Below are 23,795 nucleotides of genomic sequence, written 5' to 3'. Positions count from 1 at the left end.
ATGGCGAACGCGGTCAGCAGGGAATTCCGCTTGCAGATGAAAGGCTATGGCTTGACCACTGCCGAGATCCATTATCATCTGCCCGACCATCCCAGCCTGCTCCAGCTCTACGTCTGGCAGGACTATGATCTCGCCCCGGATTTCCCCGCGCTGAGGGGCTTTCTGGGCTTTTGGCAACGCGAGCTGGCAGGCGCCTTGCATTCCGTCCGGGTCGCCCACCATCGGCTGATCAGGCCCTCGGAATGGCGGGCCGTCGACGGGGTCATCGCGATCCATTGAGGATCAGCAAGGCGGTCGTGTTGTGCGGCCGCCTTCATTTCATCATTTGCCCTCCTGCATGCAGACGAAAAGCGTGACTTTTCAAGGCTTTGAAGGCGAATTCGAGGCGGGGCCTTGACGTTCCGGCGTTGAATTCCCAGATGGGTTTTGCCGGGTCTTGAGAGACCGGCAAGGTCAAGGAGCGCTGCTTCCTTGGCGCTCCTCGTATCTATGTTGCTCAATGGAGGATGTAGCTATGAGAACCAACTTTGACTTCAGTCCCCTGTTCCGGTCGAGCATCGGTTTCGATCGAATGTTGAACGCGCTCGAAACGGCGAGCCGGATCGAAACTGTCGACAATTGGCCACCCTACGACATCGCCAAGACCTCGGAAGATGACTACCGCATCAGCATGGCGGTGGCCGGCTTCGCGCAGGACGAACTGGCCATTACCCAGGAGCAGAACATGCTCATGGTCTCGGGCCAGAAAGCCGGCGAGGATAAGGGTGAGTACCTGCATCGAGGCATCGCCGGCCGCGCATTCCAGCGCCGTTTCGAGCTTGCCGACCACGTCAAGGTCGTCGGCGCCAGCCTGGTGAACGGCCTGCTGACGATCGATCTGAAGCGTGAAATTCCGGAAGAGATGAAACCGCGCCGGATCGAGATCGCAGCCGACAAGGCGACGCCCAAAGACGCGACGAAGAAGATCGAAGCCGAGAAGCACGCGGCCTAAAGGCCTCCCTGTCGCGCCGGGCATATGGCCCGGCGCATCAGGAAGCCTTTCAGACCGATGAGCAGAAAGGAGGAAACCATGAGTGTCCGTGATCTGATTCCCTGGGGCCGGAGCAACGGCAACCAGGTTCCAAGCATATTCCATGACGGCGAACGCGATCCGTTCCTGTCGCTGCATCGTGAGGTGAACCGCCTGTTCGACGATGTTTTCCGCGGCTTTGACAGCCGGCTGCCGTCTTTTGGCGGTGTCTCCGCCCTCGGCGCCGGTTGGCCGAGCGTCGAGATCTCCAACGGAGAGAAGGAGATCAAGGTGACCGCCGAAGTGCCCGGCCTCGAACAGAAAGACATCGAGGTCCTCTTCGACGACGGCGTGCTGACGTTGCGAGGCGAGAAGCGCTCCGAGACGGATGACCAAGAGAGGCAATTCTCAGAACGCTACTATGGCCGCTTCGAACGCCGCATCCCGGTCGGCTACGAAGTCAAGGAAGACGAGCTGGAGGCGCGCTTCAGGAATGGCGTGCTGACTGTGACCTTACCGAAGAGCGAGAAGGCGCAGTCGCAAGTCAAGCGCATCGAAATCAAGAGTTGATGCACCGACGCGGGGGGGCCGATGCGCCTCCCGCGTCGCGATCCAGGAAAGCCACGGCGACCAGATGCCCGCGCCACGCAGCTCTTAGCGATCGAGCAGGGGCGGCTGAGGGATAGAGAAAATTCGTGCGACGGGCGCTTCTCTTTTTCTGTCCGAAAGTCTTCGCATCCGTCATCTGAATGATGACAAGCAGCGCGCTGTCTTTCCCTGTTGCGGCGCGGGCTTTCAGCGCCAGGCCCGAGAGAAAAAACTAACATATAAAACTAACATATGTTGGGAGCGGAAGAGAGATCACCTGGCGGCGGTTCCGCATAAGATTGCGACCGGCGATAACCTTAATTTCGGTTTCGTTTGCATAGGCTTCCCGAACGGAAGGTAAAGGGATAGATTAGCAATTCGTTAAGTACGCGTGGGGCGCGAGTAAGGGATGTGTGGTGATGAATTTCAAGTCTCTGATCAAGCGGGCCGAGGACGTCGATAAGGAATTTCAGGAGCTCCAATCGGATCTGGCGGAAGCATTCGAGGACGTTCTGAAAGATGATGAACAACCGCCGTCGGGAGACGATGCCGTTGCCGGCCAGGAACTCGTGGCAAGCGACGAGAATCCGCCGCCTGCAGAGCAGCCCGAGGCAGCTCCGTCGCGGCTGACGCCGCATACCCAGACGCGGCTCGCCGCGCTGGAGGCGGTCGCCGGGCTTTTCCGGGACGGGCAGGGCCATCTCCAGGAGATCGAGGCGAAGCTGGCGGAGATCGCCACCGCGCATCATATGACGCGCGAAGTCCTCAACGTCTTCCATCGCGACGTGTTGCGCTCCAACGAGCTGGAACTGGCAAATCTCGCTCTCACCACCGAACACAAGACGCTCTCGGAACAATTGCTCGACGCCGCCCGCAAGCAGCGCGAACGCGACGGCGCGGCCGAAGCCTGGCAACAGCGCGAGGCAAGCCTCGTCCAGGACCGGGAGCAGCTGCGCACGGCGCTGGCAGCCGTGCGCCTGGAACTGGTGGAGATGAGCAATGAGAGCGCCAGGCGCGAGACGGAGTTCGGCGAGATCGTCAAGGCTCTGACCGCCAAGACCGTCGAAGTCGACAGGCGCGGCGCCGAGAACAAGCTGCTGCGCGAAAAGCAGGTCGGCCTCTCGGTCGACCTGGAGCAGGCGCAAAAGCGCGAGGCGGAAGCCCGGCACAAATTCGACGAGTTCGCGGCAACCCACGCCCGCGAAACCGCCCATATTGCCGAGCTGATGGCGCAGATCGGCAACCACGAAAAGGAAGAAACCCGGCTGCAGAAGGCGCTGGAGGCAACACAGGCCAGGCTTGCTGAAACAACCGAGGCGGCGCGCATCGCCGAAAGCGACAGCGCGGCCGAATTGGCGCGCGCCCAGGCGGAAATGCGCGGTTTGCGCTCCGAAATCCAGGAATTGCAGGCGCGCATGGATCAGGCTGCGACAACCAATGGCGAAGCCTCAGCCGAGATCGTCAGGCTGAAGGCCGAGCTGAGCGATGCCGTGACCGAACGCCAGATCGCGCAGGAAAGGCTGGCCGTCCTCAAGGACGAGAGCGAAGCCGACAAGAAGAGCCTGTCGGTGGTCATTACCAATCTCTCGCAGCTGTCGCTGCAGCAGGCGTCCGAGCAGATCCAGCTCGATATCCAGAAGCAGGAATGCGAGGATTTGCACGCCGAGATCGAAGCGCTGAACGCCCGCATTCGGGAATTGCTGCCTTACGAGCGGCTGCACCGGGTGACGGACGCGCGGTCGCGCAAGGATGCAGCACTTCCGGCCAACGGGATCATCGCGGAAACGGCCCGTCCTGCTCCGCGGCGTGTCCCGCGGCGCAACCTGCGCGCCAACGCAGGCTGAGAAGGCCTCTTAGCCTGGAATTGCTTTGGCGGGCTACTTCCCCGCCATGCTGTCGGCAAGGTTCTGGGCCTGCTTGAGCAACGCCGGGAAGGATGGATCGCCCGGCAGGCGCTCAGCCATGCAGGCGCGGTAGTCCGCGTCGCCCTTTTCCCAGGCGGCGTTGGCCGGATCGGAGGCCGACGCATCGTCCTGGTCCGATCCTTGATTTTCCTGCTGCGTCTTCTGCGCGGCGGCGTCGGCGGCTGCCCAGATCGAATCGCATGCAGCGATCTTCGGCACGGCAGGCGAGGCGGGCGCCTCGGCGATCAGCACGCGGTCGCCTTTGACGACCGCCACGACGACGCGCTGGTCGTAGATCGGCCCGGCATCCTGCGTCCAGCCGCCGAGCCGGGCGACGACCATGTCCGCGCGGTCGGGCTTCTTCAGCGAAAAGTCGAGCGTACCGGAGAACGCCGCGTCGCTGCCGATCGCCTGGGTGTAGAAACTGTCGAGCTTCAGCGCCGAGCCGATGTCGGCGGGCAGCTTGAAATCCGCTTCCGTCTCGGAGGATTTGGACTTCAGCCAGCGCTCGGTCAGCCCGCGCGTCGAAGCGACGATGCTCGGACCGTCGTCGCTCTGGGTATAGCGCAGCCCGTCAAGCATGCCGTAGCCGATATCGGAGGCGTTGAGGCTTTGGACATTCATGGTGCCGGTCGCCGGAAAACCCTTGACCGAAAGCGGGCCGAGAAGGGCGGTGAGCCGCTGCTGCAGGTCGGCCAGCGCCTTCTCGTTCTGGGCGTCGATGGTTTCGATGGCCGTGTTGGCGCTTTGCTGCGCGGTGATGTCGGCAATCGCCTTGTCGCGCGCTGCGATATAGTCGTCCTCCGGCGAGGCTGCATATGCCGCGCTGCCCGCCAGCGTGAGGAGAAGTGTCAAAACCAGCCGCATGCTACAAACCCCAAATTAGCGATCAAAAGCCCTAAGCAGCCTTGGCTCGGCTTGGCGGCTTTTGCGTGGCAGAAATCGAGGAACCGAATCTTTATCGCCATTCTCTCGCAGAGGAGAGCCGCAAGTCTCTCAGTGTCCTCAGAACGCAAGTCTGATATGGCAACATGCCGGGAGAAGCAGGTGATTTTGTCGATGGCCGATGATGCAGATGGCGAGCGAGCACCCAAAGTCACCGGGCGAGCAATCTCTGATATCGTCCTCAACCAGCGATATCGAAACCAGCTGATCGGCTACTTCGAGTGGGTATCGTCCTATGACGAACAGCGGAGATATCAAACGGCTGTTCCGTATGTCCACGTCCCGAACGAGGCTTTAAATCAGTGGGACGACTGGGCCTCCGACGGGGTACTCGAGCGCTATGTCGAACCGGTGTTCTCAGTCGAGGAACAGCAAGCGCTTCGAGATTATCGGGCCGTCCTGAATAGTTTTTGCGACGACACGCCGCAGACGTTGCCGCCGCTTGAGCAGTTGATCGGAACAGAGCCCTGGGCGCGGCTGAGACTTGCCGCCAAGAAAGCGTTGGAGATTTTCATGCACCGCGGAATTCTCGACCGGGAGGTTGAACAGTTCCCGAAGCACTGAGGTTTCACCCCTTCCGCTTCTCCACCTCCGCCTTCCTCAGCAGAAACCGCTGGATTTTCCCGCTCGGCGTCTTCGGCAGCTCGCTCACGAACTCGACCTCGCGCGGATAGGAATGCGCCGAGAGCCGCTTCTTCACATGCTGGGCAAGCTCCTCGGCCAGCGCCTCGCTACCCGTGAAGGCCGGCGCGAGCACGACGAAGGCCTTGACGATCTCGGTGCGCTGCGGGTCGGGCACGCCGACCACCGCCGCCTCGTTGACGGCCGGATGCTCGATCAGCGCGCTTTCGACATCGAACGGCCCGATGCGGTAACCGGACGAGGTGATGACGTCGTCGGCCCGGCCGATGAAGGAGACCGAGCCGTCCGGCTCATATTCCACCGTGTCGCCTGTGCGGTAATAGCCGCCGGCGATCGCCGGCGTCTCCGCCTGGTGGTAGCCGTCGAACCAGCGCAACGGCGAGTTCGCGATATCGACGGCAAGCACGCCGGGCTGGTTGGGGCCGAGCTCGTTGCCTGCCTCGTCCAGCACCACCATGCGGTAGCCCGGCATGGCGAATCCGGCCGAGCCCGCGCGGACCGGATGCTTGAGCCCGTGATGGTTGTTGACCATCATGCCGTTCTCGGTCTGGCCGTAATGGTCGTGGATCGGCGCGGCGAGATGCGCATCGAACCAGCGGATCACCTCCGGGTTGAGCGGCTCGCCGGCGCTGCTCACCACGCGCAGCTTTCCTTTGACGCGGGCCGCGGCCTCGGGCCCTTCCGCCATCAGCAGGCGATAGGCCGTCGGCGAGCCGGCAAGGCTGGTGACGCCCAGGCGCTCGATGATGTCGTAGGTCGATCTGGCATTGAACGCGCCTTCGTAAAAGGTGCTGGCGATGCCGAGCTGCAAAGGGCCGGTGATGGCGTAATAGAGCCCATAGGCCCAGCCGGGATCGGCGATGTTCCAGAAGATGTCGTCGGGCGTGAGCCCGATCGCGTCGCGCATATAGGCGCCGAAGGCGGTGAGCGCGCTGAGCGGTACCGGCACGCCTTTCGGATGCCCGGTCGTGCCGGACGTCGACATCATCATGAACAGGTCCGAGCCCTTGCGCATCACCGGCGCGCAGTCGGGCGAGGCGGCGGCAAGCGCGGCGCGGAAACCGATGTCGCCTTCGGGCAGCACGTCACCCGCGCCCAGGATGGTGGCGATGCGCGGGCGGTTTTCCAATTCGTCGAGCTTGCCGCGATTGGCGGGGTTGGTCACCACCAGCTTCGCCTTGCTGTAGCTCAGCCGGTGCTCGATCGCCTTAGGGCCGAAGGCGGTGAACAGAGGCTGGTAGACCGCGCCGACGCGCCATGTGCCGAGGATCAGCGCCACCAGCTCGGGGATGCGCGGCAGCATGCCGGCCACCACATCGCCGGGCCGCACACCAAGCTCCTTGAGCATGGTGCCCACGCGGCCCGACAGGTCGGCGAGGTCGTCAAAAGAATATTCGCGCAATTCGCCGCCGGCCGAGATCGCGCGCAGCGCCAGCCGGTTCGTGCCGGCATAGCGGCCGCAGCATTCAACATACGCGTTGATGCTGGTGGCGGGATCGCCGTGCAGGCGCGATATCTCGTCCTCGATGCGGAATTGCGCGACGGCATCCTCATAGCGCGGCAGCGCTCGCGTCGTGGTCATGGCGGTCCTCCCTTGGCGGCGGATCATCTCCCCATGATCGCCGCCAACCAAGATTGCCTGAAAAGACGGCGCGGGTCGATTGCGGCGAAAGTCGGTGCCCGCTTGTCAGGGCAGTTGGATGCCCTGCGCCTGCATATGGCGCTTCCAGCGGCTGCGCAGCTCGGCCGGCCGGCAGCCGATGCGCTCGTCGAGGAACTCCGCCGCGCCGATGCGGTCGGTGCGGAAATGGCGGAAATCCTGGCGCAGCTCGCACCAGGCTGCGAGCAGCCGCACCGTCTCGGCATAGCCGATCATGGTCGGCCAGACGACGCGCTCGCTCTCGTCGCCCTGTTCGTTGCGGTAGCGGATCCGGATCTTGTGGCCTTTGCGGATCGAGGCCCGCGCCTTCGCGATATCCAGCCCGTCCGGCAGGCTTGCGCGGCTGAGCGGCGCGCCGACGGTTGGATTGCTGATGAAGGGGCGCAGCCGCTCGGGCACGACGGTGGTGATCTTGGCGATCAGGTCACGCGCCGCGCCCGCCAGTACCGCGTCGCCCTTGCCGGCCACCCACTGCGCGCCGAGCACCGCCGCCTCCAGTTCGTCCGGCGTCAGCATCAGCGGCGGCATGTCGTAGTCGCGGTCGAGCACATAGCCGAGACCGGCCTCGCCCTGGATCGGCACGCGCTGTCCGATCAGGTCGGCGATGTCGCGATAGACCGAACGGCGCGAGGTTTCGAGCTCTTCGGCGATCTGACTGGCGGTGATCGGCCGGCTCGAGCGCCGCAGGATCTGGATGATCTGGAACAGTCTGTCGGCGCGGCGCAAGGCAAGTCTCCTGTTGCCACTATGGTGGCAGCAGGCCTGATCCACAAGTCGCGGCACGGCGCCTGAACGGGAGCCTCCAGCCACGGAGACTTTCTCCGTCGGCCAGCCGACGAAGAGAGTCTTCGCGGCCAGTTCACGGAGAAGACCAATGAATTTCGTTTCGACCCGCATCATCACCGCCGACGTCAAGCGGCTCGTCGACTTCTACGAGACGGCGACGGGCATCGAGCTCACGCTCTACACCGAGGATTTCGCCGAGCTCGTCACGGAGGCCGGCACGTTGGCGATCGGCAGCACGCGCACACTTCAGCTCTTCGGCTGCGACCACGTGGCAAGCCCGGCGGCAAATCGCACCGCGATCATCGAGTTCCGCGTCGCCGATGTCGATGAGGAATACCGCAGGCTTGCCGGGACTCTGGACGAAGCGCTGGTGCAGGCGCCGACGACGATGCCCTGGGGCAATCGCTCGCTGCTGTTTCGCGATCCCGACGGCAACCTGGTCAATTTCTTCACGCCCGTGACGGCGGAGGCGATTGCCAAGTTCGACAGGTGACGGGGATTGGCCCCGCTGGCGCCGGCCTGTAACATCGCAAGATGAATGCGGAGAGGGGGCGCAAGCATGCGGCTTGATCGGAATCTCTGTCATCTGAGGATATGGGCTTTCGTCCTGATGGCCCTTTGGCCGCCTGCCGTGTGGGCGGACCCGATCTCGCCGGAGCGCATGGCCACCGCCCTATCGAAGCTCGAAGCGCTGGCGCAGGGCGCTGTCGAGGCCGGTGCGGTGCCCGGCCTCGCCATTGCGGTCGTGCATGACGACCAGGTGATCTTCCTCAAGGGTTTCGGACATCGCGAGGCCGGGAAGCCCGAGGCTATCGACGCCGATACGGTGTTCCAGATCGCCTCGCTGTCCAAGCCGGTCTCTGCCACCGTCGTCGCGGCCCTGGTCAGCGACCGCGTGGTGTCCTGGGATTCGAGGATCGCCGACCTCGACCCGGCCTTCCGACTGGCCGACCCCTATCCGACGAGCCAGCTCACGATACGTGACCTGTTCTCGCACCGCAGTGGCCTTCCAGGCACCGCCGGGGACGACCTGGAGGACATCGGCTACGACCGCGCCACGATCCTGCATCGCCTGCGCTTCGTACCGCCATCGTCGAGCTTTCGCGCCGGCTATTCCTACAGCAATTTCGGGCTGACCGAGGGCGCCGTCGCCGCCGCGATGCCGACCGGAAAGTCTTGGGAAGAAATCGCCGAGGAGAAGCTCTACCGTCCGCTCGGCATGGCCTCGACCAGCTCGCTCCATGCCGATTTCCTCAAGCGCGCGAACCGCGCCGCGCTCCACATCAGGGTCGGCGGCGCCTGGGCCGCGAAGGTCAAGCGCGATCCGGATGCGCAGGCTCCGGCCGGCGGCGTCAGCTCCACCGCGCGCGATCTTGCGCAATGGGTGCGCCTCGTGCTCGGCGACGGCGTCTATGCCGGCAAGACGCTGATTGCCGCCGATGCGCTCGACCAGACGCATATCCCGCTGATGACGCGCGGCAAGAACCCGGTGTCCGGCGGCGAATCCTTCTACGGCCTCGGCTGGAATGTCGAATTCGGCCGGCACGGCGTGAGCTGGGGCCACGCAGGCGCCTTCAGCGTCGGCGCGCGCACGGTGGTGACGCTGTTCCCGAAGGAGAAGCTCGGCGTCGTCGTCCTTGCCAACGCCTTCCCGACCGGGGTGCCGGAAGGGCTCTCCGACAGCTTTGCCGATCTGGTCTTCGACGGCAAAGTCGAGAAGGACTGGATCAAGGCATGGGACACGCTCTTCGCCGGCATGTTCGGTCCGGCGGTCGAGGCGGCCAAGGCCAGATATGCCGCGCCGCAGTCGCCGGTGAGGCCGGCGGCGCCCGCCAGCGCCTACGCCGGCCGCTATGCCAACGACTTCATCGGCGAGGCGACCGTAGCGGGCGAGGGCGGGGGGGTTGTGCTCAAGCTCGGGCCGGGTGGAGCCAGATCCTATCCGTTGACGCACTACAAGGGCGATCTGTTCCTGACCTATCCCGATGCCGAGACGCCGGAGAGGCCGACCGGCGTCAGCTTCGTCGTCGGTCCGGATGGCAAGGCGTCGTCGATGACCATCGAGTTCCTCGACGACAATCACCTCGGCACGCTGCGGCGCGTGGGTGACTAAAGCATGTCTCCCGAAAGTGGGAACCGGTTTCGGGATGAAGACATGCGTAAAACCGAAGACCTAAAGCGCATGGGAGCGAATCCGAAGGATCGCGACGCGCTTTGGGCCGGCCGCCGGAAAGGCGCGTCGTCCGGCAAACGCGCAGGGGTCAGGATGGCTGCCCGTAGCGCAGCAGCTTGAAGCAGTCGCTGCTGCCCGACTTCGACTGCGTCAGTACCGGTTTCGAGCGGTCGATCCATTCCTGCTGCGACTTGGCGTCGGCCTCGATCGCGTCGGTCGGCGGCAGAGCGACGAAGCCTCGCCCCTTGCTGAAGAGCCAGCACGCGCGGCCGAGAAACCGCCTGCTGCGCTGGCGCAGGAGATCGGCGTCATAGAGGATGTCGAGCACCTCACGCTTGATCTTCTGTCCCTTGTCAGGCTTGGCGACCGCCGCTTCGACCGGCTCGTCTCCGATCGCGTCATGCAGATCCTTGTAGTCGAGGCCGAGTTGCGTCGTGGCATATTTGATGTCGTTCTCGTCGCGCACGATGTCGAACCACAGCGTCGGATCGAGCTCGTTGACGACAAAGGTGGCTTCGAGATCGCGCGACAGGTTCAGAATGTCAAAATCCCGAACATCGACATCACGTTCGACCAGCAGGATCTTTTCGACCTGCTTGCCGAGCTCGGCTCCCTCAGCACTGATCGCGGCGTTGTTTCCGCCGTGTTCGGGGCCGACATAGGCGCCGCCCACATCGAGAACCTCGTCGAATTCGCCGAGCGTTTCGACGACCGGCGCGCCGCGGGCGACGCGCGCGGCGAGCTTGGCGAGCACTTGCTGCAGCTCGGTCTCGCGCCTGCGCTGGTCCTGATAGTTCTGCTGGAAGAAGAAGATGAACAGCGAGACGCCGATGCCGATCAGGATCACGCCGAGCTGCGAGAAGATGTTGCGATAGTATTCCAGCAGTTTCTCGCGGTGGCGCACGTCGTCGCGCACGCTGTGGGCCACGCGCAGATTGACGATCAGCGAAATGATCAGCAATCCGGCGCCGACAAGGATGAGACCGCCAATGAGGAGGTAGCCATGTCCCGCACTGAAATCCATAAGTATCGCCCCAAAACCCCAGGCTGGCCAGACTAATACCATTTTTGATTCAACACATTCGCTTTGACGCCAGGTCAGCCTGAATTTTCCCTCCGGAACGACTTGGCTGCGATCATAATTCCGGCGGTCGATCCGGCTATGATGGCAGCGATTGGCGTGATGCCAATCGTCAGGTAGGCGAATGCTCCAATCGCGAACCCGAGGGACTTGATCCAGTCGGGCAATGATTGACCTACGTGACGTTCGAGTATGATTTCTCCAAAGAATAAAGAGCAAAATTGCAATACAAAGAGCCAGAATATACACGCAAAAATTCCAAACCTTCTCACAAAATAGAATCTCTCAAGACCGTACGGGATGGCGACTGCCGCAAAGGAGAAGAGCAGGAAATACATCTGGCTGAAGTAGCATGGCGCACTGGAATGGCCAATGGCCAGGATGGTTCTCCGCAATTTGACGAATGGAGTGGTTCGAAGGCTTTTGCGCCTTGGCGCGAATGCTGTATCAGGCCCTTCGAATTCAAGGAGTCTTCGATGATCTTCAACGATGCCAGGAGGGGCGACGAACCGATCGGGGCAAGCTGCAAATCGGCCGATGATCGGAACGTCCATCCGGCCGCGCCCGACGCTGCCTGGCAGGACGACGTCCGCGCCGGCGTGCGACATGTGCGCGACCTCGCGCCCCTGCCGCTGTCGCCCGGCGAACGCGCCGCGGCGCAGGAAGCCGCCGCCGCGCACAAGGTGCGCGTGCCAAAGCCCTATCTCGACCTAATCGACTGGAACGACCCCAACGACCCGATCCGCGCCCAGGTGATCCCGTCGCCGGACGAACTGGTCGCCGCCGAGGGCGAGCTCGACGATCCGATCGGCGACCATGCCTTCAGCCCGGTGCCCAGGCTGACGCACCGCCATGCCGATCGCGTGCTTCTGTTCCCCACCTATCAATGCGCCGTCTATTGCCGCTTCTGCTTCAGGAAGGAATCGCTGACCGCGATCGGCCGCGGCTACACGCGCGAGGCGCTGGAGCCGGCGCTGGCCTATATCGCCGACCACCCGGAGATCCGCGAGGTGATCCTGACCGGCGGCGATCCGCTGTCGCTGCCCGACAAGGCGCTTGCCGAAATCCGCGCCCGTCTGGAGGCGATCCCGCATCTCAGGCTCCTGCGCATCCATACCCGGGTGCCGGTGGCGCTGCCGTCGCGCATCACGGCGGGCCTTGTGGCGGCGCTGCAGGGCCGGCTGATGGTGTCGGTGGTCACCCACTTCAATCACCCGCGTGAGCTCACCGACGCGGCCGAAGGTGCCTGCCGCAGCATGCGGCAGGCGGGCTTCGTGCTGCTCAACCAGAGCGTTTTGCTGAAAGGCGTCAACGACAATGTCGAGGTGCTGGAGGAGCTCTGCCGCGAGCTGGTCTATCGCCTTGGCGTCAAGCCCTATTATTTGCACCATGGCGACCTCGCGCGCGGCATGGCGCACCGCCGCACCACGATTGCCGAGGGCCAGGCGCTGGTCGCCGAACTGCGCCGGCGGCTCTCCGGCATCTGCAATCCAACCTATGTCATCGATCTGCCCGACGGCGGCGGCAAGGTGCCGCTGGCGGCGAGCCATATCGAGGGCTGCGAGGGCGAAACCTGGCGTATTCGTGGCCAGGACGGGAAGGTGCGGGAATATAGGGAAGTGGTGGCGGGCCGATAAGGCGCGGGCCTCGCGCCGCTCGAAGGCGGTCCGACAGCCCTGTTGGGGGCAAAGGATGCCGGGCCGCCGGGCCGTTTGCATACTCCTCCATTTGCACGATGCAGCGACCTGGAAAAAGCCCGATACTGGCGATGATCCTTCTGGACCACCGTTGATCCTCTTGGATCATCAAGAAGTCTGTAACTGTTCAAGAAGTCTGTAACTGTAAAGAGTCCCCAGCTAGGTTCCCCTCCTGGCGATCCTTGAGCCTCGCCTGCTTCTCCCCGGAGCATGCGAGGCTCTCCCGCTTATGCCGCGCGGGGTCTCAACATTGCCCTCTTCTCGTGGGAACTGGAGCGCGCCCCCCGCATTCTATCAGCGGGGACTGAAGGAGCGTTGCGTGAAGGCTTTGTTGGGAATTGTCGGCGGCTTCGTGCTAACGCTCGTCGTGTTCGCCAGCGGACTCGCCTTCGCCACCTGGCTGCTGGCTGCCAAGCCGGTGCGCCAGGCCACGCCCGCGATCGGCGTTTCCGAGCTCTGGACGAAGGACGCCCAGCCGGTCGATCCGCAAAAGCAGAACCTCGAGCGTATTCCCGCCCAGCAGGCAGCAGCAGCGCCCGCCAAGCCGGGCGAACCGGCCGCACCGCCTAAGCCGGATGGCGCCGGGCAGGCCACGGCACTTGCGGCGCCTGCAGCGCCGGCGCCGCCTGTGGCGCCACGGCTGCAGCCATTGCCGGGCATTTCTCAGCCGGGCCAGCCCGCTCTCGACGCCAACACGAACCAGCAACCGCCCGCGCCCAATCAGCAGGCCGAGCAGCAACTGCCCGTCGCCCATCTGCAATGGTGCGCCAGCCGCTACCGCAGCTACCGTCCGCAGGAAAACAGCTACCGTTCCTACAGCGGCGAGCTGCGTCCCTGCATCTCGCCCTATTACGACCCCGGCGGCGACCGTACCGCCTCGACCGGTGAGCAGGGCCAGAACGATCAGGCGAACGGCGAGCCGGGCGCGAACGACCAGCAAGATGCCACGACCGACGACCGGATGATCGACGACCAGGCCGAGATGCAAGGCTACGCCACCTCGCGCGGCGGCTACGCCAGCACCTATGGCGGCCCGCCGGAAGAGATTTCGCCCGAGGCTGAAGCCGCCCGGAGACAGGCGTCGGGCCGGCAGTTCTCGGGCGACCATGTTGACAGCTGTTTCAGCCGCTACCGCTCCTACGACCCGCAGGACAACACCTACCAACCCTTCGACGGCGGCCCGCGCCGGCAATGCGAGTAAGAGTTGCGTTTCTCAAAGGCTGGCGCGAGGCACCCCCCTCTGTCCTGCCGGACATCTCCCCCGCAAGGGGGGAGATCAACTGTCACACCGACCTTCGCCAATCACCAGCGTTGCAGAAGAGGCGCCGCGGACGGAACTGCCAATCTCCCCCCTTGCGGGGGAGATGGTCGGCAGACCAGAGGGGGGTGCTGTCCCGCAGGCCTCTCGGGCGTAGCCCTCACTCCGTGGAAATAATCTTCCCCGGATTGAGGATATTGTTGGGATCGATCAGCCCCTTGATCGCCCTCGCCAAATCACGCTTCACCGGATCCGCGTGCCGCTCATAGGCCTCGCGCTTTTCCAGCCCCACGCCATGCTCTGCCGAGAACGAGCCGCCGGCCTCGCGCAAGCCGTCGTAGAGCACGTCCTCGATCGCCTGGTGCCGCTCATGCGGGACCGGACCGTCGCAATTGATCGAGATGTGCAGATTGCCGTCGGCGAGATGGCCGTAGACATAGGGCGCGTAGGAAGCGTCGAGCGCCTTCAGCCCCGCCTCGATGCGCGCCACATAGGCGTCCAGCCCGCCGCCCGGCACCGAGACGTCGAAAGAAGGCGCCATCGGGTGCGCGCGCCCGATCTCAACGGTCTCCTCGCGCAGCCGCCACATCTGGGCGGCTTGGGCGTCGGAGCTCGCGACCAACCCGTCGATGATGCCGGCCTCTTCCCAGATTGCCGCCAGCCCATCCTCCAGCGCTGCCCGCGCGGCTTCCATCGAGTCGGCGCCGAGCCCCAGCACCAGCAGGCAGGGCGCATCGAGCGGCAGCTGCCCGGGCGAATAGCCCAGTGCCCGCTGCATGAACGAAGCAAAATTGCGCCACAGGATCTCGGCGGCGGAAAGCCGTGCGCTGGTCGAGCCCAAAAAATGCCGCACGATCTGCTGGGCGCTTGCCGCATCCGGCACGCCGACCAGCGCCGTGGCGCTGGCGCCTGCCACCGGATCGAGCCGCAGCGCCACGCGGGTGACGATGCCGAGCGTGCCCTCAGCGCCGATAAAGAGATGCTTCAGATCATAGCCGGCGCTGGTCTTCAGCACGCGGGTGAGATCGCAAAACACCCGCCCGTCCGGCAGCACGGCCTCGAGGCCGAGCACGCGGTGGCGCATCGTGCCGTTGCGAAACGCCATGATGCCGCCGGCATTGGTGGAAACCATGCCGCCAATGGTGGCGCTGCCGCGCGCCGCAAGGTCGATGCCCGGGTCGAGCCCATGCTCAGCCGCCGCCTCCTGCAGCGCCCCCAGGGTCACGCCCGCCTGCACGATCGCCACCCGCGCGAACGGATCGATCTCCTCGATCCGGTTCAGCCCGCTAAGATCGCAGATCACCTGACCGGCGGACGTTGACGCCCCGCCCGCCAGCCCGGTGCGCCCGCCCTGGGCGACGAGGCTGACGCCGTGCTCCGCGCAGAACTTCACCAGCGCGGCGACGCCGCCGGTGTCGGTAGGGCGCACCAACGCTGCGGCGCCGAAATTGCGCGCGTCAAAGCCGGGATCGCGCGACGCGAGCTCGGCGGCGTCCCAGATGGTGGCCGTGGGGAGGAGGGTGCGGAGGGCGGGCAGGAGGGAGGCGGACATAGACGAGCTCCGGTAAGCGGGAGAGCTCTATCCTATAGATGCGGGAGCGCGCAGGTGCCACGCCGAATACTGAGACACCGAGCCGCCCGATACCATCCGCTCCAAGAATCTAACCCACCCACACCGAGCATCCAACCCTCTGGCCGCTCGCCGCATCCCGTACCTCCTTCGCGAACACCCGCTTCAACCCGACCCGGTTGGCCCGCACTTCCTTGCTCGCAAGATAGGCCGGGTCGCCCACTTCCCAATGGTAGCGCGCGTTTGCGGGCGCTCGTTTCCAGGTGAATTTCGAGACATAGGCCACCTGTCCGGGCGTCGTGTCGGCGAAGCGGCAGTCGATGGTCGCCGGGATCATGCCTTTGGCGGCCATCGCGTTGACGACCTTGTCGGCGTCGGCTGTCGCCAGCCATTGGTCGATGCCGCTTGTCTGGTAGGCGTCTATGCCCCTCGGCAGGTGCGTCATGCATCCGCCAAGCAGCATCAGCGCGGCAAAAGCCGCGCCTGCCTTGCCTGCTCGCTTATAGTGTTCCCGATAAATGCCCATTGCCCGTCTCCTTGTCCCGAAAGAGTGGAAAGTCCCGGGCGGAAGATGGTCCGCAGGCGTCGCTTCGTATATTAGCCGTTCTCACATGCTTGGCTCGTCGGGGGCCTCGCCCTTCGACGGGCAGCAGCCGGCGCCGCGCCCCTGTGACCGCTTCGCCACAGAAGTTAGCCGCGTCACCTGTTAACGGCCCCGATCCCCAAAATTAACCTTTTGTTAACCATTGCCCCGGCACCCTTTAATCATTGAGTAAGGATTCGCCTGGTCGTGACCTTCGCCGCCCCTTTGCAGAACAAATCCATCCGCTTCCGCGCCCGTTCCTTCGTCGCCTTCACGTTGTCGCCGGAGGCGCCGATCGCCGACTGGCTGGAGGGGCTGGATCACTGGATCGCCAATTCGCCGGGCTATTTTGCCGGCCGCCCCGTGGTGCTGGATCTGAACCTGCTGCAGCCGGGGCCCGAGGAGATCGCCGCCCTTGTCGGCACGCTCGCCCGGCGCGGTATCCGCGTCTATGCGATCGAGCTCGAGGGCGCCGAGCTCGGGCCTGAGCTGCCGCCGCTCTTGGCCGGCGCCAAGGAGGCGACCGCCGAGGGGCTGCTGGGCCGGGCCGCCCGCAAGGCGCGGGCCGAGGAGCTCGAAGCCGCCGCCGGGGAGCAGGCCCAGGCCGCTCGGGAGACCCAGCCGGCCGCGGAGGCGGCGCCGGCCGAAGTTTCCCCTATCGAGATGTCCGGCGACGAGCCGGTCGACCCCGAGCTGGCGCGGCTCGAAGCGGTCAGGATCGAGCCGGCGCAAGCCGCAAGCGCGGGCGCCGAACCGGCGCAGCCTTCGGCCGGCACGCTGATGATCAAGGCGCCGATCCGCTCGGGGCAGTCGGTGTTCCATCCGCATGGCGACGTCATCGTGCTCGGCTCGGTCGCGTCCGGCTCGGAGATCGTCGCCGGCGGTTCGATCCATGTCTACGGCACGCTGCGCGGCCGCGCGATCGCCGGTTCGGAAGGCAATATTTCGGCGCGCATCTTCTGCCGCAAGAACGAGGCTGAGCTGCTCGCCGTCGACGGCTGGTACACCACCGCAGAGGAGATGGAAGGCGTCTCGCGCGGCAAGGCCGTGCAGGCCTTCCTCGACAATGATGCGCTGTGCGTGGTGCCGCTTGGCTGAGGCGCAAGCTTCGGACCGGTTTCGCGTGCGAAAGTGACAGTGCATGTCGCCCAAAAGTGCCCAGCGGTTTTGGGGCAACGACATGCACCAAGGAATGAACAGTCCGCCGTGCCCGGCACGGCCAGAGAATAAGAATCGCCAACGGAGGCTGGATATATGGGCAAGGTAGTCGTGGTCACTTCGGGCAAGGGGGGCGTCGGCAAGACGACCTCGACGGCCGCGCTCGGCGCTGCCGTGGCCAAGACCGGCAAGAAGGTGGCGCTGGTCGATTTCGACGTCGGCCTGCGCAATCTCGACCTCATCATGGGCGCCGAGCGCCGCGTGGTGTTCGACCTCGTCAACGTCATCCAGGGCACCGCCAAGCTGTCGCAGGCGCTGATCCGCGACAAGCGGCTGGAGACGCTCTATCTGCTGCCCGCATCGCAGACCCGCGACAAGGATGCGCTGACCGAGGAGGGCGTCGCCGAAGTCATCGCCCGGCTGCGCTCGGTGTTCGACTATGTCTTCTGCGACAGCCCGGCCGGCATCGAGCGTGGCGCCCAGCTTGCCATGCGCTTCGCCGACGAGGCGGTCATCGTCACCAACCCGGAAGTGTCGTCGGTGCGCGACTCGGACCGCATCATCGGCCTGCTCGACGCCCGCACCATGCGGGCCGAGCAGGGCGAGCTGGTGCAAAAACACGTGCTGGTCACGCGCTACGACGCGGCGCGCGCCTCGCGCGGCGAGATGCTGTCGATCGACGATGTGCTGGAGATTCTCTCCACGCCACTGCTCGGCATCATCCCGGAAAGTCAGGATGTGCTGCGGGCCTCTAATCTCGGCTCGCCCGTCACGCTCTCGGAACCGCTCAATGGTGCCGCAAAGGCTTACCTCGAAGCGGCAAGGCGCCTGGAAGGCGAAGACCTGCCGGTGGTCGTCCCCTTCGAACGCAAGGGCTTCCTCGACCGGCTTCTCGGAAGGAGGGCCGCATGAGCATCCTCGACCTCTTCAAGCGGGGCACCAGCGCGCCGGTGGCGCGCGAGCGGCTGCAGCTGCTGCTCGCCTATGAGCGCCAAAGCCGCGGCCAGCCCGACCTCGTCTCCATCCTGCGCGAGGAGATCATGGCGGTCATCGCCAAGCACGTGCAGATCGACCAGGACTACCTCCAGGTCTCGATGGACCGTGGTGCCACCATGTCGACGCTGGAGATCGACATCCAGATCCCCAACAAGAGCGCCGTGCCGCTCGCCATGGCGGGGTGAGAAGCTGATCTCCCCCCTTGTGGGGGAGATGCCCGGCAGGGCAGAGGGGGGCGCTGTCCCGCCAGCCTTGTCAATCTTGGGGCCTACACACCCCGGGACTATCGTCTTCTGAAGGCGCGGCGCCACTTCTGCAACGCCCGGCAAAACCCCCTCACTCCGGCTGATACAGTTCGTCCATGCTGCGCGCCGCGAGTTCCGCAAACGGCACCTGCTTCCTTACCCGACCATGCTCCAAAATCACCAGATCGTCGCAGAACGAGATCGTCGAGTGGTGGTGGCTGATGACGATGGTGGTGCGGCGGCCGGCGCGCGACTTCAGCGTTTCCACGATCGCCGCTTCGGAGAGCCCGTCCACCGCGTTGGTGGCCTCGTCGAGGATCAGTATGTCGGGGTCGCGCACCAGGGCGCGGGCGAGCGCGATGCGCTGCCTTTGCCCGGCCGACAGGTTGACGCCGCGATAGCCGACGACCGTCTGGTAGCCCTGCGGCAGGCGCTCGATGAATTCATGCGCCTCAGCAAGCTCGGCCGCGCGCCGCGCCTCCTCGACGCTCGCTGTGTCCTTGCCGTAGGTGATGTTGTCGAGGATGGTGCCGTCGACCAGCTCCAGCTCCTGGCTGGCTAAAGCGATATGCGCCCGCCAGGCGACCGGGTCGATCTCGCCGAGCGCCGTGCCGTCGACGAGGATCTGGCCCCCGTCCGGCTCGACGAAGCGGCAGAGCAGGTTGACGATGGTCGTCTTGCCCGCGCCGGAGCGGCCGATCAGGGCGGTCGAGCGGCCGCTTCTTATGTCGAAGCTCGCCGCATGCAGCACCGCCGCGCGCTGCTCCTCATTGGCATAGCTGAAGCTCACACCCTCGAAGGCGATTTTTTCGCTTAAAATGGCGAACGGCCGGCTGCCTTGCGGCGGTGCCGGCTTGCCCTCGGGGTCGAGCAGCCAGGTCACCTCTTCCAACGAGCCGGAAAGCCCCTGCAGCTGGCTCCAGGTCATCTGCAGCGCCCGCACATGCGGCTGCAGGCGGTAGAGCAGGATCAGGAAGGCGGCGACCAGCGGGAAGCTCAGGCCGGTGAGCCAGGCGCCGATCACCACAGCCAGGAACAGCATGGCGTGCAGCACTTCGGTCAGCGGTGCCAGCGCGCCCTGGCGGTTGGAAAGCTGGAAGGCGGCCCGGCGCACGCCGTCCGACGCCGCTTCGAACGCCGCCTTCTCGCGCGCCTCCTGGCCGAAGATACGGATCAGCCGGCCGGCATGGACGAGGTGCAGCATCCGCGAGGCGAGCGCGCTGTTGCGCGCCGCCACGCTGCGGCTCGGCTTCCGCAGATGCGCCGACAGCGCCATATGCGCCATCTGCACCAGCGCCAGTCCGAGCATCACCAGGAGCGTCATGCGCCAGGAAAGCAGCATCAGGAAGACGAGCAGGATCAGCGCCGCCGAAGCGCTGACGATCGAGCCCAGCATCGCCTGGATCGCGTCGGACGCCCGCCAGGATTCGCTGGAGATGATGTTGAGCAGCCGCCCGGGGCTCTCCTTCAGGAAGAACGGATAGCCGACATTGAGCAAGCGTCCGGCGAGCGCGCCGCGGATCGCCTGGCTGGCCTTGCCGTAGATATGGGCGGTCAGCACCGAATTGGTGAAGGCGAGCAGGTTCTTCATGACGATCGAACCGAGGATCGCGGCCGCGAGCGCGATCAGCCGCTCGCGCTCGCCAAGTCCCGCGCCGACCTTCTGCAAGAGGGCCGAGAAGCCCGCCATGCCGGCGGCGTCGCCATGTCCCATGATGATGCCGAGCAGCGGGATGATGAGGCCGATGCCGAACCCTTCGAGCGCCGCGCTCGCCAGCCCGAGCGCGACGACGGCGGGCAGCAGGCCGAACTGCCGGCGGCCGAGCGCCTGGCGCAGCATCGGCAGCCCCAGCGTCTTGCGCCCACTCGTCGTGCGGCCGCTCATTGCGCGCTGGCCTCCGCCCTGGCCTCGGCGGTCTCCGCGCCCGGCTGGGATCGCCGGTCCGGCCGTCTGGTGAGCAGGAGAACCATGAATTTCACCGCGCCAGCGACGTTCATGGCGACGATCGGCCAGTGCGACAGTTCGAGGTCCCGGTCGAATTTGGGGCCGCCCACAAGCTCGCGCAGCGCCGCCCGCACCGCCCAATAAAAATGGCGAAACAGCCAGGGCGCGCGGCGGATGTGCTTCACGCAGAGCGCGCCGTTGCCGAAATGATAGTCGCGGTGCAGCCGGTCGATCGCCTTGCGGTCGCGCCGGCCATGATGGTGGAAGATCGTCATGTCGGGCACGTATTCCACCGCCATGCCGGCAAGGATGGCGCGCACCAGATAATCCGTGTCCTCGGCCGAGCGCAGCGCGCCGCCGGCGCCGAAGCGCTCGTCGAAGGGGCCGATGCGGGCGGCGACCTCGCGATGCATGGTCATGTTGCAGCCGAGCACGAAGCCGCCCGGATGGACGGCGTGCGTCAGCCGCTCGCGCTGGTCGCAGCGCTTGACGGTGAAGGGCAGGTCGAGCGCGTCGCCGATCTCGACGCGGCCGCCGCGGATCAGCCATTTCTCGCCGCTCGCATAATGCCGCTCCAGGTCGGCGAGGTAGCTGCCGTCGAGCCGGCAGTCGTCGTCGACGAACACCAGCACCCGCCCGCGTGCCCGCGCCAGCCCCGCATTGCGCGCCGCCGCCAGTCCGGGGCGGGGCTCGTGGATCGCGGTCAGCGTGATGTCGGACGTTGCAGCGATACGCGAAAGATAGCTGGCCGTGCCGTCGCACGAGCCGTTGTCGACCACCACCAGCTCGGCGGTGAAGGCGGGATGCGCCCGGCAGGCGGCGAGGATCGAATCGACACAGGTCTCGAGCACCGCCGCGCGATCGCGCGTGCAGATGATGAAGGAGACCTGTGGCCGCTGCCCGGGCCACGGAGGAGCGGGCAGGGCGGGGCGCAGGTGCCGCAGCAACGGATGGCGCTCGGCGTTCATGCCGCCCCCATTCTGTAAGGCGCAAGCACCGACGCCGCCGGCGTGGATTTGAAGCGGTAGGCCATCCAGTCCGCGCGCTTGCCCGCCCACATCGAGGCCTGGCTCAGCCAGGGCGCCCAGGCGCCGGGGCCGAGCGCGTATTTCTCGCGGCGGCGGATCGCGTTCCATTTCCCGGTCAGCGTCAGCAATTCATGCGACAGCGCCGGCCGCTCCTCGTCGTTGACGAGTTGGTAGAGGAAATAGAACAGGTTGAGCGCGCCGGCCTCGAAGGAGGGTCGCGTCGGATCGGGCAGTGTGGCAATCCGCTCCTCCAGCGCCCGGATGAAGCCGGCTGCCCGCCGCACGGTGTCGAGGCAGACCCGGTCGCCGATGGCGCGCAGGTCCGCGCTGTCTTCCGCCAGTCCCAGACGACCGAGATTTTCGGCGACAATCTTGAGATGCGTGCGCCGCATCTCCTTGCCGTGCCGGCTGGTCACGCTGCCGGGATGGACGCGGTAGACCAACAGGCTCTCCGGCATCAGCGCCGCCGGATAGCGCTCGGCCAGTCGCCGGAAGAGGTCGAAATCCTCGGCGTGCCGATAAGCGCCGTCGTAGTGCAGGTCGGCCTCGCCGATGACTTTGCGGTTATAAACCACCGTCGGGTGCAGGAAGATCGTGAAGAATTCTGCCAGCACGGGGAGGCTGAGACGGAACACCGGGTCGAGCCGCCCCTTAAGGATGCGGCCGTGGAGCAGCGTATCGACCAGCGCGCCGCTGAAGCCGAGCTCCGGCCGCGCGGCAAACAGCGCCGCCTGGCGCGACAGCCGCCAGGGATAGGCGAAGTCGTCAGCGTCCATGCGCGCCACGAGCTCGCCACGAGCGACCGCCAGTCCCTCGTTGAGGCTGGCAACGAGGCCGCGGTTTTCGCGTGAGATTATGGAGACCCGGCTGTCGTCCCGGCGGCAGCGGTCGAGGATCTCGAGCGACCGGTCGGTCGATCCGTCGTCGATGGCGATAATTTCGAGCCGGCCGTAGTCCTGCCGCAGGATCGACTGCATCGCGGTGGCCACATAGGGCTCGGCATTGTAGACCGGCAACAGCACGGAGATGAGGGGCGCGGCGGTCATGGTCGACTCCGATCCGTCGGCTGCAGATCGAGCACCGGTGCGCCGCCGAACCGGCGGGTGTTGTCCGGCGCGCGCGTGCCCCGCCGCGCGACATACGGAAAATAGCGCTTGAGACTGTTGAGCGGCTTCTCGAACAGCATCCAGGAGATCGAGGCTACGACCAGCGTCGCGGTGCCCGCGACGAGGAAACGGCCTGGTCCCTGTTCCGAGACGTTGAGCGGGATCCATGGCTGCGCCTTGACGGCATAGGCAAGCAGGATCGGATGGTAGAGATAGACGCCGTAGCTGATGCGGCCGAGCCCGAGCAGTGGCGGCAGTTCGGCCAGCCTGCCGAGCGTGCCGCCGAGGCCGTTCGAGCAGGCGGTGACGATCGCCGTCAGCGGCACCAGCGGCAGCACCTGCACCAGCATCCAGCGCGGCCACTCCCAGGCCGAATTCGCCGGCCCCGGATCGGACCAGACGACGAACAGGAACACCGCCGCCAGGGCCGGCCAGCCGAGCCGCATCCAGCGCGGCACATCCGCGCCCCTGGCGCGGCGGACTGCAAGCAGCGCACCGCAGCCGAGCGCGTCCATCGAGGCCGGCGGCAGCAGGTCCCTGGCGAGCGCCGGGTCGGCGGCGATGGGCCAATAGAAGCGATAGGCGAGCGAAAAGCCGATGACGCCAATGGCGATCGCCTCGATGCGCCGGCGCGGCGCCAGAAGCACGATCAGCGGCCAGGCGAGATAAAACTGCTCCTCGATGCTGAGGCTCCAGAAATGGCAGAGCAGCCAGGGGTTCCAGTCGTTGCGCAGCGCGTACCAGAAGTTCGAGAGGTAGAGCGCATGCCAGGCGAGCGACGACCTCGACTGTTCCAGATCGGTGAACCAGACCAGCGCCAGCACCGCGAGATAGGGCGGGAAGATGCGGATCACGCGCCGCGCATAGAAGGAGCGCAGCGCCGGTCCGGCGGCGAATGCATCGGCATCACGCGCGTCCAGCAAAAGCCGTGTGATCAGAAAGCCGGAGAGCACGAAGAACAGCCTGACCCCGAGATGGCCGAGGAAGGAGGTGCCGTTTGGCGCAAGGAAATGCGCATAGAGCACCAGCGTCACCGCAACGGCCCGCAACGAGTCGAGTTGGATGTCGCGCGCGTTGGCCATCAGCGGCGTCCGCCAGGTCGGTCACGCCACGCGGCAGAGGGCGAGCGAATCTCGCCGCTGCGGGCCGACCACGCACCGTCCGGGCCGGGGGCGCAATCCCTGCCGGCCGGCGGAATGCCCATCCGAGTCACAATAATGGCATCCTCCAACAGGCATGCCCCCGCTCCACGATTGTCGCGGTGGATGTTGCGGTGCAACACAAAATGCTTACGGTTCTGAAATAAGATGTGATGCGGTTGTGAGACGTAAATGGTTGTGTTGTGAAAATATCCGCGCGGCCCATCCAATGGTCCTATGAGGTCATGGGCAATTGGTCTGATTTTCAAAAAGTATCAATCG

General features: G+C 65.4%; 23 protein-coding genes. 12 read left to right on the top strand and 11 right to left on the bottom strand.

The features are described from left to right. The 4 genes from EN869_RS22790 to EN869_RS22775 all read left to right on the top strand — a co-directional run bounded on the left by EN869_RS22790 (position 1) and on the right by EN869_RS22775 (position 3,441). Positions 1–279, top strand: a complete 279-nt coding sequence (locus EN869_RS22790; protein WP_127228242.1) for an usg protein — start codon at positions 1–3, stop codon at positions 277–279. A gap of 235 nt (positions 280–514) precedes the next feature. Beyond that, a complete protein-coding gene (locus EN869_RS22785) occupies positions 515–991 on the top strand; it encodes an Hsp20 family protein (protein WP_127228241.1) in 477 nt (158 codons plus the stop codon). Positions 992–1,069: 78 nt separating this feature from the next. Then, on the top strand, positions 1,070–1,579 hold the full coding sequence (locus EN869_RS22780; RefSeq protein WP_127228452.1) for an Hsp20/alpha crystallin family protein: 510 nt from the start codon (positions 1,070–1,072) through the stop codon (positions 1,577–1,579). 437 nt (positions 1,580–2,016) lie between these two features. Continuing rightward, the gene (locus EN869_RS22775; protein ID WP_127228240.1) at positions 2,017–3,441 is read left to right on the top strand and encodes a hypothetical protein; all 1,425 of its coding nucleotides are present in this window, start codon (positions 2,017–2,019) and stop codon (positions 3,439–3,441) included. Between the two features lie 33 nt (positions 3,442–3,474). Here EN869_RS22775 and EN869_RS22770 read toward each other — a convergent pair whose 3' ends face one another. Further along, positions 3,475–4,368, bottom strand: coding sequence for a hypothetical protein (locus tag EN869_RS22770; protein WP_127228239.1), 894 nt, complete (start codon positions 4,366–4,368; stop codon positions 3,475–3,477). Positions 4,369–4,560: 192 nt separating this feature from the next. Between EN869_RS22770 and EN869_RS22765 the strand changes: the two genes are divergently transcribed. Continuing rightward, entirely contained in the window at positions 4,561–5,010 is a 450-nt protein-coding gene (locus EN869_RS22765) for a hypothetical protein (RefSeq protein WP_127228238.1), read from the top strand. 4 nt (positions 5,011–5,014) lie between these two features. Here EN869_RS22765 and EN869_RS22760 read toward each other — a convergent pair whose 3' ends face one another. Together EN869_RS22760 and EN869_RS22755 are read right to left on the bottom strand one after the other, a co-directional pair. Beyond that, entirely contained in the window at positions 5,015–6,670 is a 1,656-nt protein-coding gene (locus EN869_RS22760; protein WP_127228237.1) for an acyl-CoA synthetase, read from the bottom strand. 105 nt (positions 6,671–6,775) lie between these two features. Next, positions 6,776–7,474 (bottom strand): YafY family protein, encoded by a 699-nt coding sequence (locus EN869_RS22755; RefSeq protein ID WP_127228236.1) that lies wholly within the window; start codon positions 7,472–7,474, stop codon positions 6,776–6,778. 148 nt (positions 7,475–7,622) lie between these two features. Here EN869_RS22755 and EN869_RS22750 point away from each other — a divergent pair, with 148 nt between their 5' ends. Continuing rightward, positions 7,623–8,027, top strand: coding sequence for a VOC family protein (locus EN869_RS22750; protein WP_127228235.1), 405 nt, complete (start codon positions 7,623–7,625; stop codon positions 8,025–8,027). A gap of 66 nt (positions 8,028–8,093) precedes the next feature. After that, positions 8,094–9,647, top strand: a complete 1,554-nt coding sequence (locus EN869_RS22745; protein WP_127228234.1) for a serine hydrolase — start codon at positions 8,094–8,096, stop codon at positions 9,645–9,647. Positions 9,648–9,795: 148 nt separating this feature from the next. Here the strand turns inward: EN869_RS22745 and EN869_RS22740 are convergent, their stop codons facing one another. Together EN869_RS22740 and EN869_RS22735 are read right to left on the bottom strand one after the other, a co-directional pair. After that, positions 9,796–10,731: a hypothetical protein gene (locus EN869_RS22740; protein WP_127228233.1), complete on the bottom strand. Its 936-nt coding sequence runs from the start codon at positions 10,729–10,731 to the stop codon at positions 9,796–9,798. A 74-nt stretch (positions 10,732–10,805) separates the two neighbouring features. Then, positions 10,806–11,126, bottom strand: coding sequence for a hypothetical protein (locus tag EN869_RS22735; protein ID WP_127228232.1), 321 nt, complete (start codon positions 11,124–11,126; stop codon positions 10,806–10,808). 138 nt (positions 11,127–11,264) lie between these two features. Between EN869_RS22735 and EN869_RS22730 the strand changes: the two genes are divergently transcribed. After that, entirely contained in the window at positions 11,265–12,425 is a 1,161-nt protein-coding gene (locus EN869_RS22730) for a KamA family radical SAM protein (protein WP_127228231.1), read from the top strand. A gap of 379 nt (positions 12,426–12,804) precedes the next feature. Next, a complete protein-coding gene (locus tag EN869_RS35540; RefSeq protein WP_281015780.1) occupies positions 12,805–13,686 on the top strand; it encodes a BA14K family protein in 882 nt (293 codons plus the stop codon). Between the two features lie 217 nt (positions 13,687–13,903). On the opposite strand, the gene EN869_RS22715 is transcribed toward EN869_RS35540, so the two are convergent. Continuing rightward, a complete protein-coding gene (locus EN869_RS22715) occupies positions 13,904–15,295 on the bottom strand; it encodes an FAD-binding oxidoreductase (protein ID WP_127228230.1) in 1,392 nt (463 codons plus the stop codon). Positions 15,296–15,404: 109 nt separating this feature from the next. Next, positions 15,405–15,839, bottom strand: coding sequence for a hypothetical protein (locus EN869_RS22710; protein WP_127228229.1), 435 nt, complete (start codon positions 15,837–15,839; stop codon positions 15,405–15,407). A 264-nt stretch (positions 15,840–16,103) separates the two neighbouring features. On the opposite strand from EN869_RS22710, the gene minC reads away from it, so the two are divergent. The 3 genes from minC (at position 16,104) to minE (ending at position 18,235) form a co-directional block, all read left to right on the top strand. After that, positions 16,104–16,994, top strand: coding sequence for a septum site-determining protein MinC (minC, locus tag EN869_RS22705; protein WP_127228228.1), 891 nt, complete (start codon positions 16,104–16,106; stop codon positions 16,992–16,994). A gap of 156 nt (positions 16,995–17,150) precedes the next feature. Then, the gene (gene minD / locus EN869_RS22700) at positions 17,151–17,966 is read left to right on the top strand and encodes a septum site-determining protein MinD (protein WP_127228227.1); all 816 of its coding nucleotides are present in this window, start codon (positions 17,151–17,153) and stop codon (positions 17,964–17,966) included. Further along, positions 17,963–18,235, top strand: coding sequence for a cell division topological specificity factor MinE (minE, locus tag EN869_RS22695; RefSeq protein WP_127228226.1), 273 nt, complete (start codon positions 17,963–17,965; stop codon positions 18,233–18,235). The genes minD and minE overlap by 4 nt, the downstream gene beginning before the upstream one ends. A gap of 151 nt (positions 18,236–18,386) precedes the next feature. Here minE and EN869_RS22690 read toward each other — a convergent pair whose 3' ends face one another. The 4 genes from EN869_RS22690 to EN869_RS22675 are packed head-to-tail and all read right to left on the bottom strand — an operon-like array spanning position 18,387 to position 23,456. Next, positions 18,387–20,180, bottom strand: a complete 1,794-nt coding sequence (locus EN869_RS22690) for an ABC transporter ATP-binding protein (protein ID WP_245489575.1) — start codon at positions 20,178–20,180, stop codon at positions 18,387–18,389. Continuing rightward, positions 20,177–21,208, bottom strand: coding sequence for a glycosyltransferase (locus tag EN869_RS22685; RefSeq protein ID WP_127228225.1), 1,032 nt, complete (start codon positions 21,206–21,208; stop codon positions 20,177–20,179). The genes EN869_RS22690 and EN869_RS22685 overlap by 4 nt, the downstream gene beginning before the upstream one ends. Beyond that, entirely contained in the window at positions 21,205–22,314 is a 1,110-nt protein-coding gene (locus EN869_RS22680; protein WP_127228224.1) for a glycosyltransferase family A protein, read from the bottom strand. Before EN869_RS22680 ends, EN869_RS22685 begins: the two co-directional genes overlap by 4 nt. Further along, positions 22,311–23,456 carry an acyltransferase gene (locus tag EN869_RS22675; RefSeq protein WP_127228223.1) on the bottom strand — a complete coding sequence of 382 codons (1,146 nt, stop codon included), beginning with the start codon at positions 23,454–23,456 and terminating at the stop codon, positions 22,311–22,313. Before EN869_RS22675 ends, EN869_RS22680 begins: the two co-directional genes overlap by 4 nt. Positions 23,457–23,795 lie beyond the last annotated feature (339 nt).

This window comes from Mesorhizobium sp. M2D.F.Ca.ET.226.01.1.1 (assembly GCF_004022705.2).
GTDB lineage: Bacteria > Pseudomonadota > Alphaproteobacteria > Rhizobiales > Rhizobiaceae > Mesorhizobium.
Note: the sequence above shows the minus strand (reverse complement) of the source record. Positions and strands in the feature narration are given on the sequence as shown.

Excerpts from the sequence above, each read along its gene's own strand:
- EN869_RS22790 (WP_127228242.1), top strand. The coding sequence starts at position 1 with ATGGCGAACGCGGTCAGCAGGGAATTCCGCTTGCAGATGAAAGGCTAT.
- EN869_RS22785 (WP_127228241.1), top strand. The coding sequence starts at position 515 with ATGAGAACCAACTTTGACTTCAGTCCCCTGTTCCGGTCGAGCATCGGT.
- EN869_RS22780 (WP_127228452.1), top strand. The coding sequence starts at position 1,070 with ATGAGTGTCCGTGATCTGATTCCCTGGGGCCGGAGCAACGGCAACCAG.
- EN869_RS22775 (WP_127228240.1), top strand. The coding sequence starts at position 2,017 with ATGAATTTCAAGTCTCTGATCAAGCGGGCCGAGGACGTCGATAAGGAA.
- EN869_RS22770 (WP_127228239.1), bottom strand. The coding sequence starts at position 4,368 with ATGCGGCTGGTTTTGACACTTCTCCTCACGCTGGCGGGCAGCGCGGCA.
- EN869_RS22765 (WP_127228238.1), top strand. The coding sequence starts at position 4,561 with ATGGCCGATGATGCAGATGGCGAGCGAGCACCCAAAGTCACCGGGCGA.
- EN869_RS22760 (WP_127228237.1), bottom strand. The coding sequence starts at position 6,670 with ATGACCACGACGCGAGCGCTGCCGCGCTATGAGGATGCCGTCGCGCAA.
- EN869_RS22750 (WP_127228235.1), top strand. The coding sequence starts at position 7,623 with ATGAATTTCGTTTCGACCCGCATCATCACCGCCGACGTCAAGCGGCTC.
- EN869_RS22745 (WP_127228234.1), top strand. The coding sequence starts at position 8,094 with ATGCGGCTTGATCGGAATCTCTGTCATCTGAGGATATGGGCTTTCGTC.
- EN869_RS22740 (WP_127228233.1), bottom strand. The coding sequence starts at position 10,731 with ATGGATTTCAGTGCGGGACATGGCTACCTCCTCATTGGCGGTCTCATC.
- EN869_RS22735 (WP_127228232.1), bottom strand. The coding sequence starts at position 11,126 with ATGTATTTCCTGCTCTTCTCCTTTGCGGCAGTCGCCATCCCGTACGGT.
- EN869_RS22730 (WP_127228231.1), top strand. The coding sequence starts at position 11,265 with ATGATCTTCAACGATGCCAGGAGGGGCGACGAACCGATCGGGGCAAGC.
- EN869_RS22715 (WP_127228230.1), bottom strand. The coding sequence starts at position 15,295 with ATGTCCGCCTCCCTCCTGCCCGCCCTCCGCACCCTCCTCCCCACGGCC.
- EN869_RS22710 (WP_127228229.1), bottom strand. The coding sequence starts at position 15,839 with ATGGGCATTTATCGGGAACACTATAAGCGAGCAGGCAAGGCAGGCGCG.
- minD (WP_127228227.1), top strand. The coding sequence starts at position 17,151 with ATGGGCAAGGTAGTCGTGGTCACTTCGGGCAAGGGGGGCGTCGGCAAG.
- minE (WP_127228226.1), top strand. The coding sequence starts at position 17,963 with ATGAGCATCCTCGACCTCTTCAAGCGGGGCACCAGCGCGCCGGTGGCG.
- EN869_RS22690 (WP_245489575.1), bottom strand. The coding sequence starts at position 20,180 with ATGAGCGGCCGCACGACGAGTGGGCGCAAGACGCTGGGGCTGCCGATG.
- EN869_RS22685 (WP_127228225.1), bottom strand. The coding sequence starts at position 21,208 with ATGAACGCCGAGCGCCATCCGTTGCTGCGGCACCTGCGCCCCGCCCTG.
- EN869_RS22680 (WP_127228224.1), bottom strand. The coding sequence starts at position 22,314 with ATGACCGCCGCGCCCCTCATCTCCGTGCTGTTGCCGGTCTACAATGCC.
- EN869_RS22675 (WP_127228223.1), bottom strand. The coding sequence starts at position 23,456 with ATGGCCAACGCGCGCGACATCCAACTCGACTCGTTGCGGGCCGTTGCG.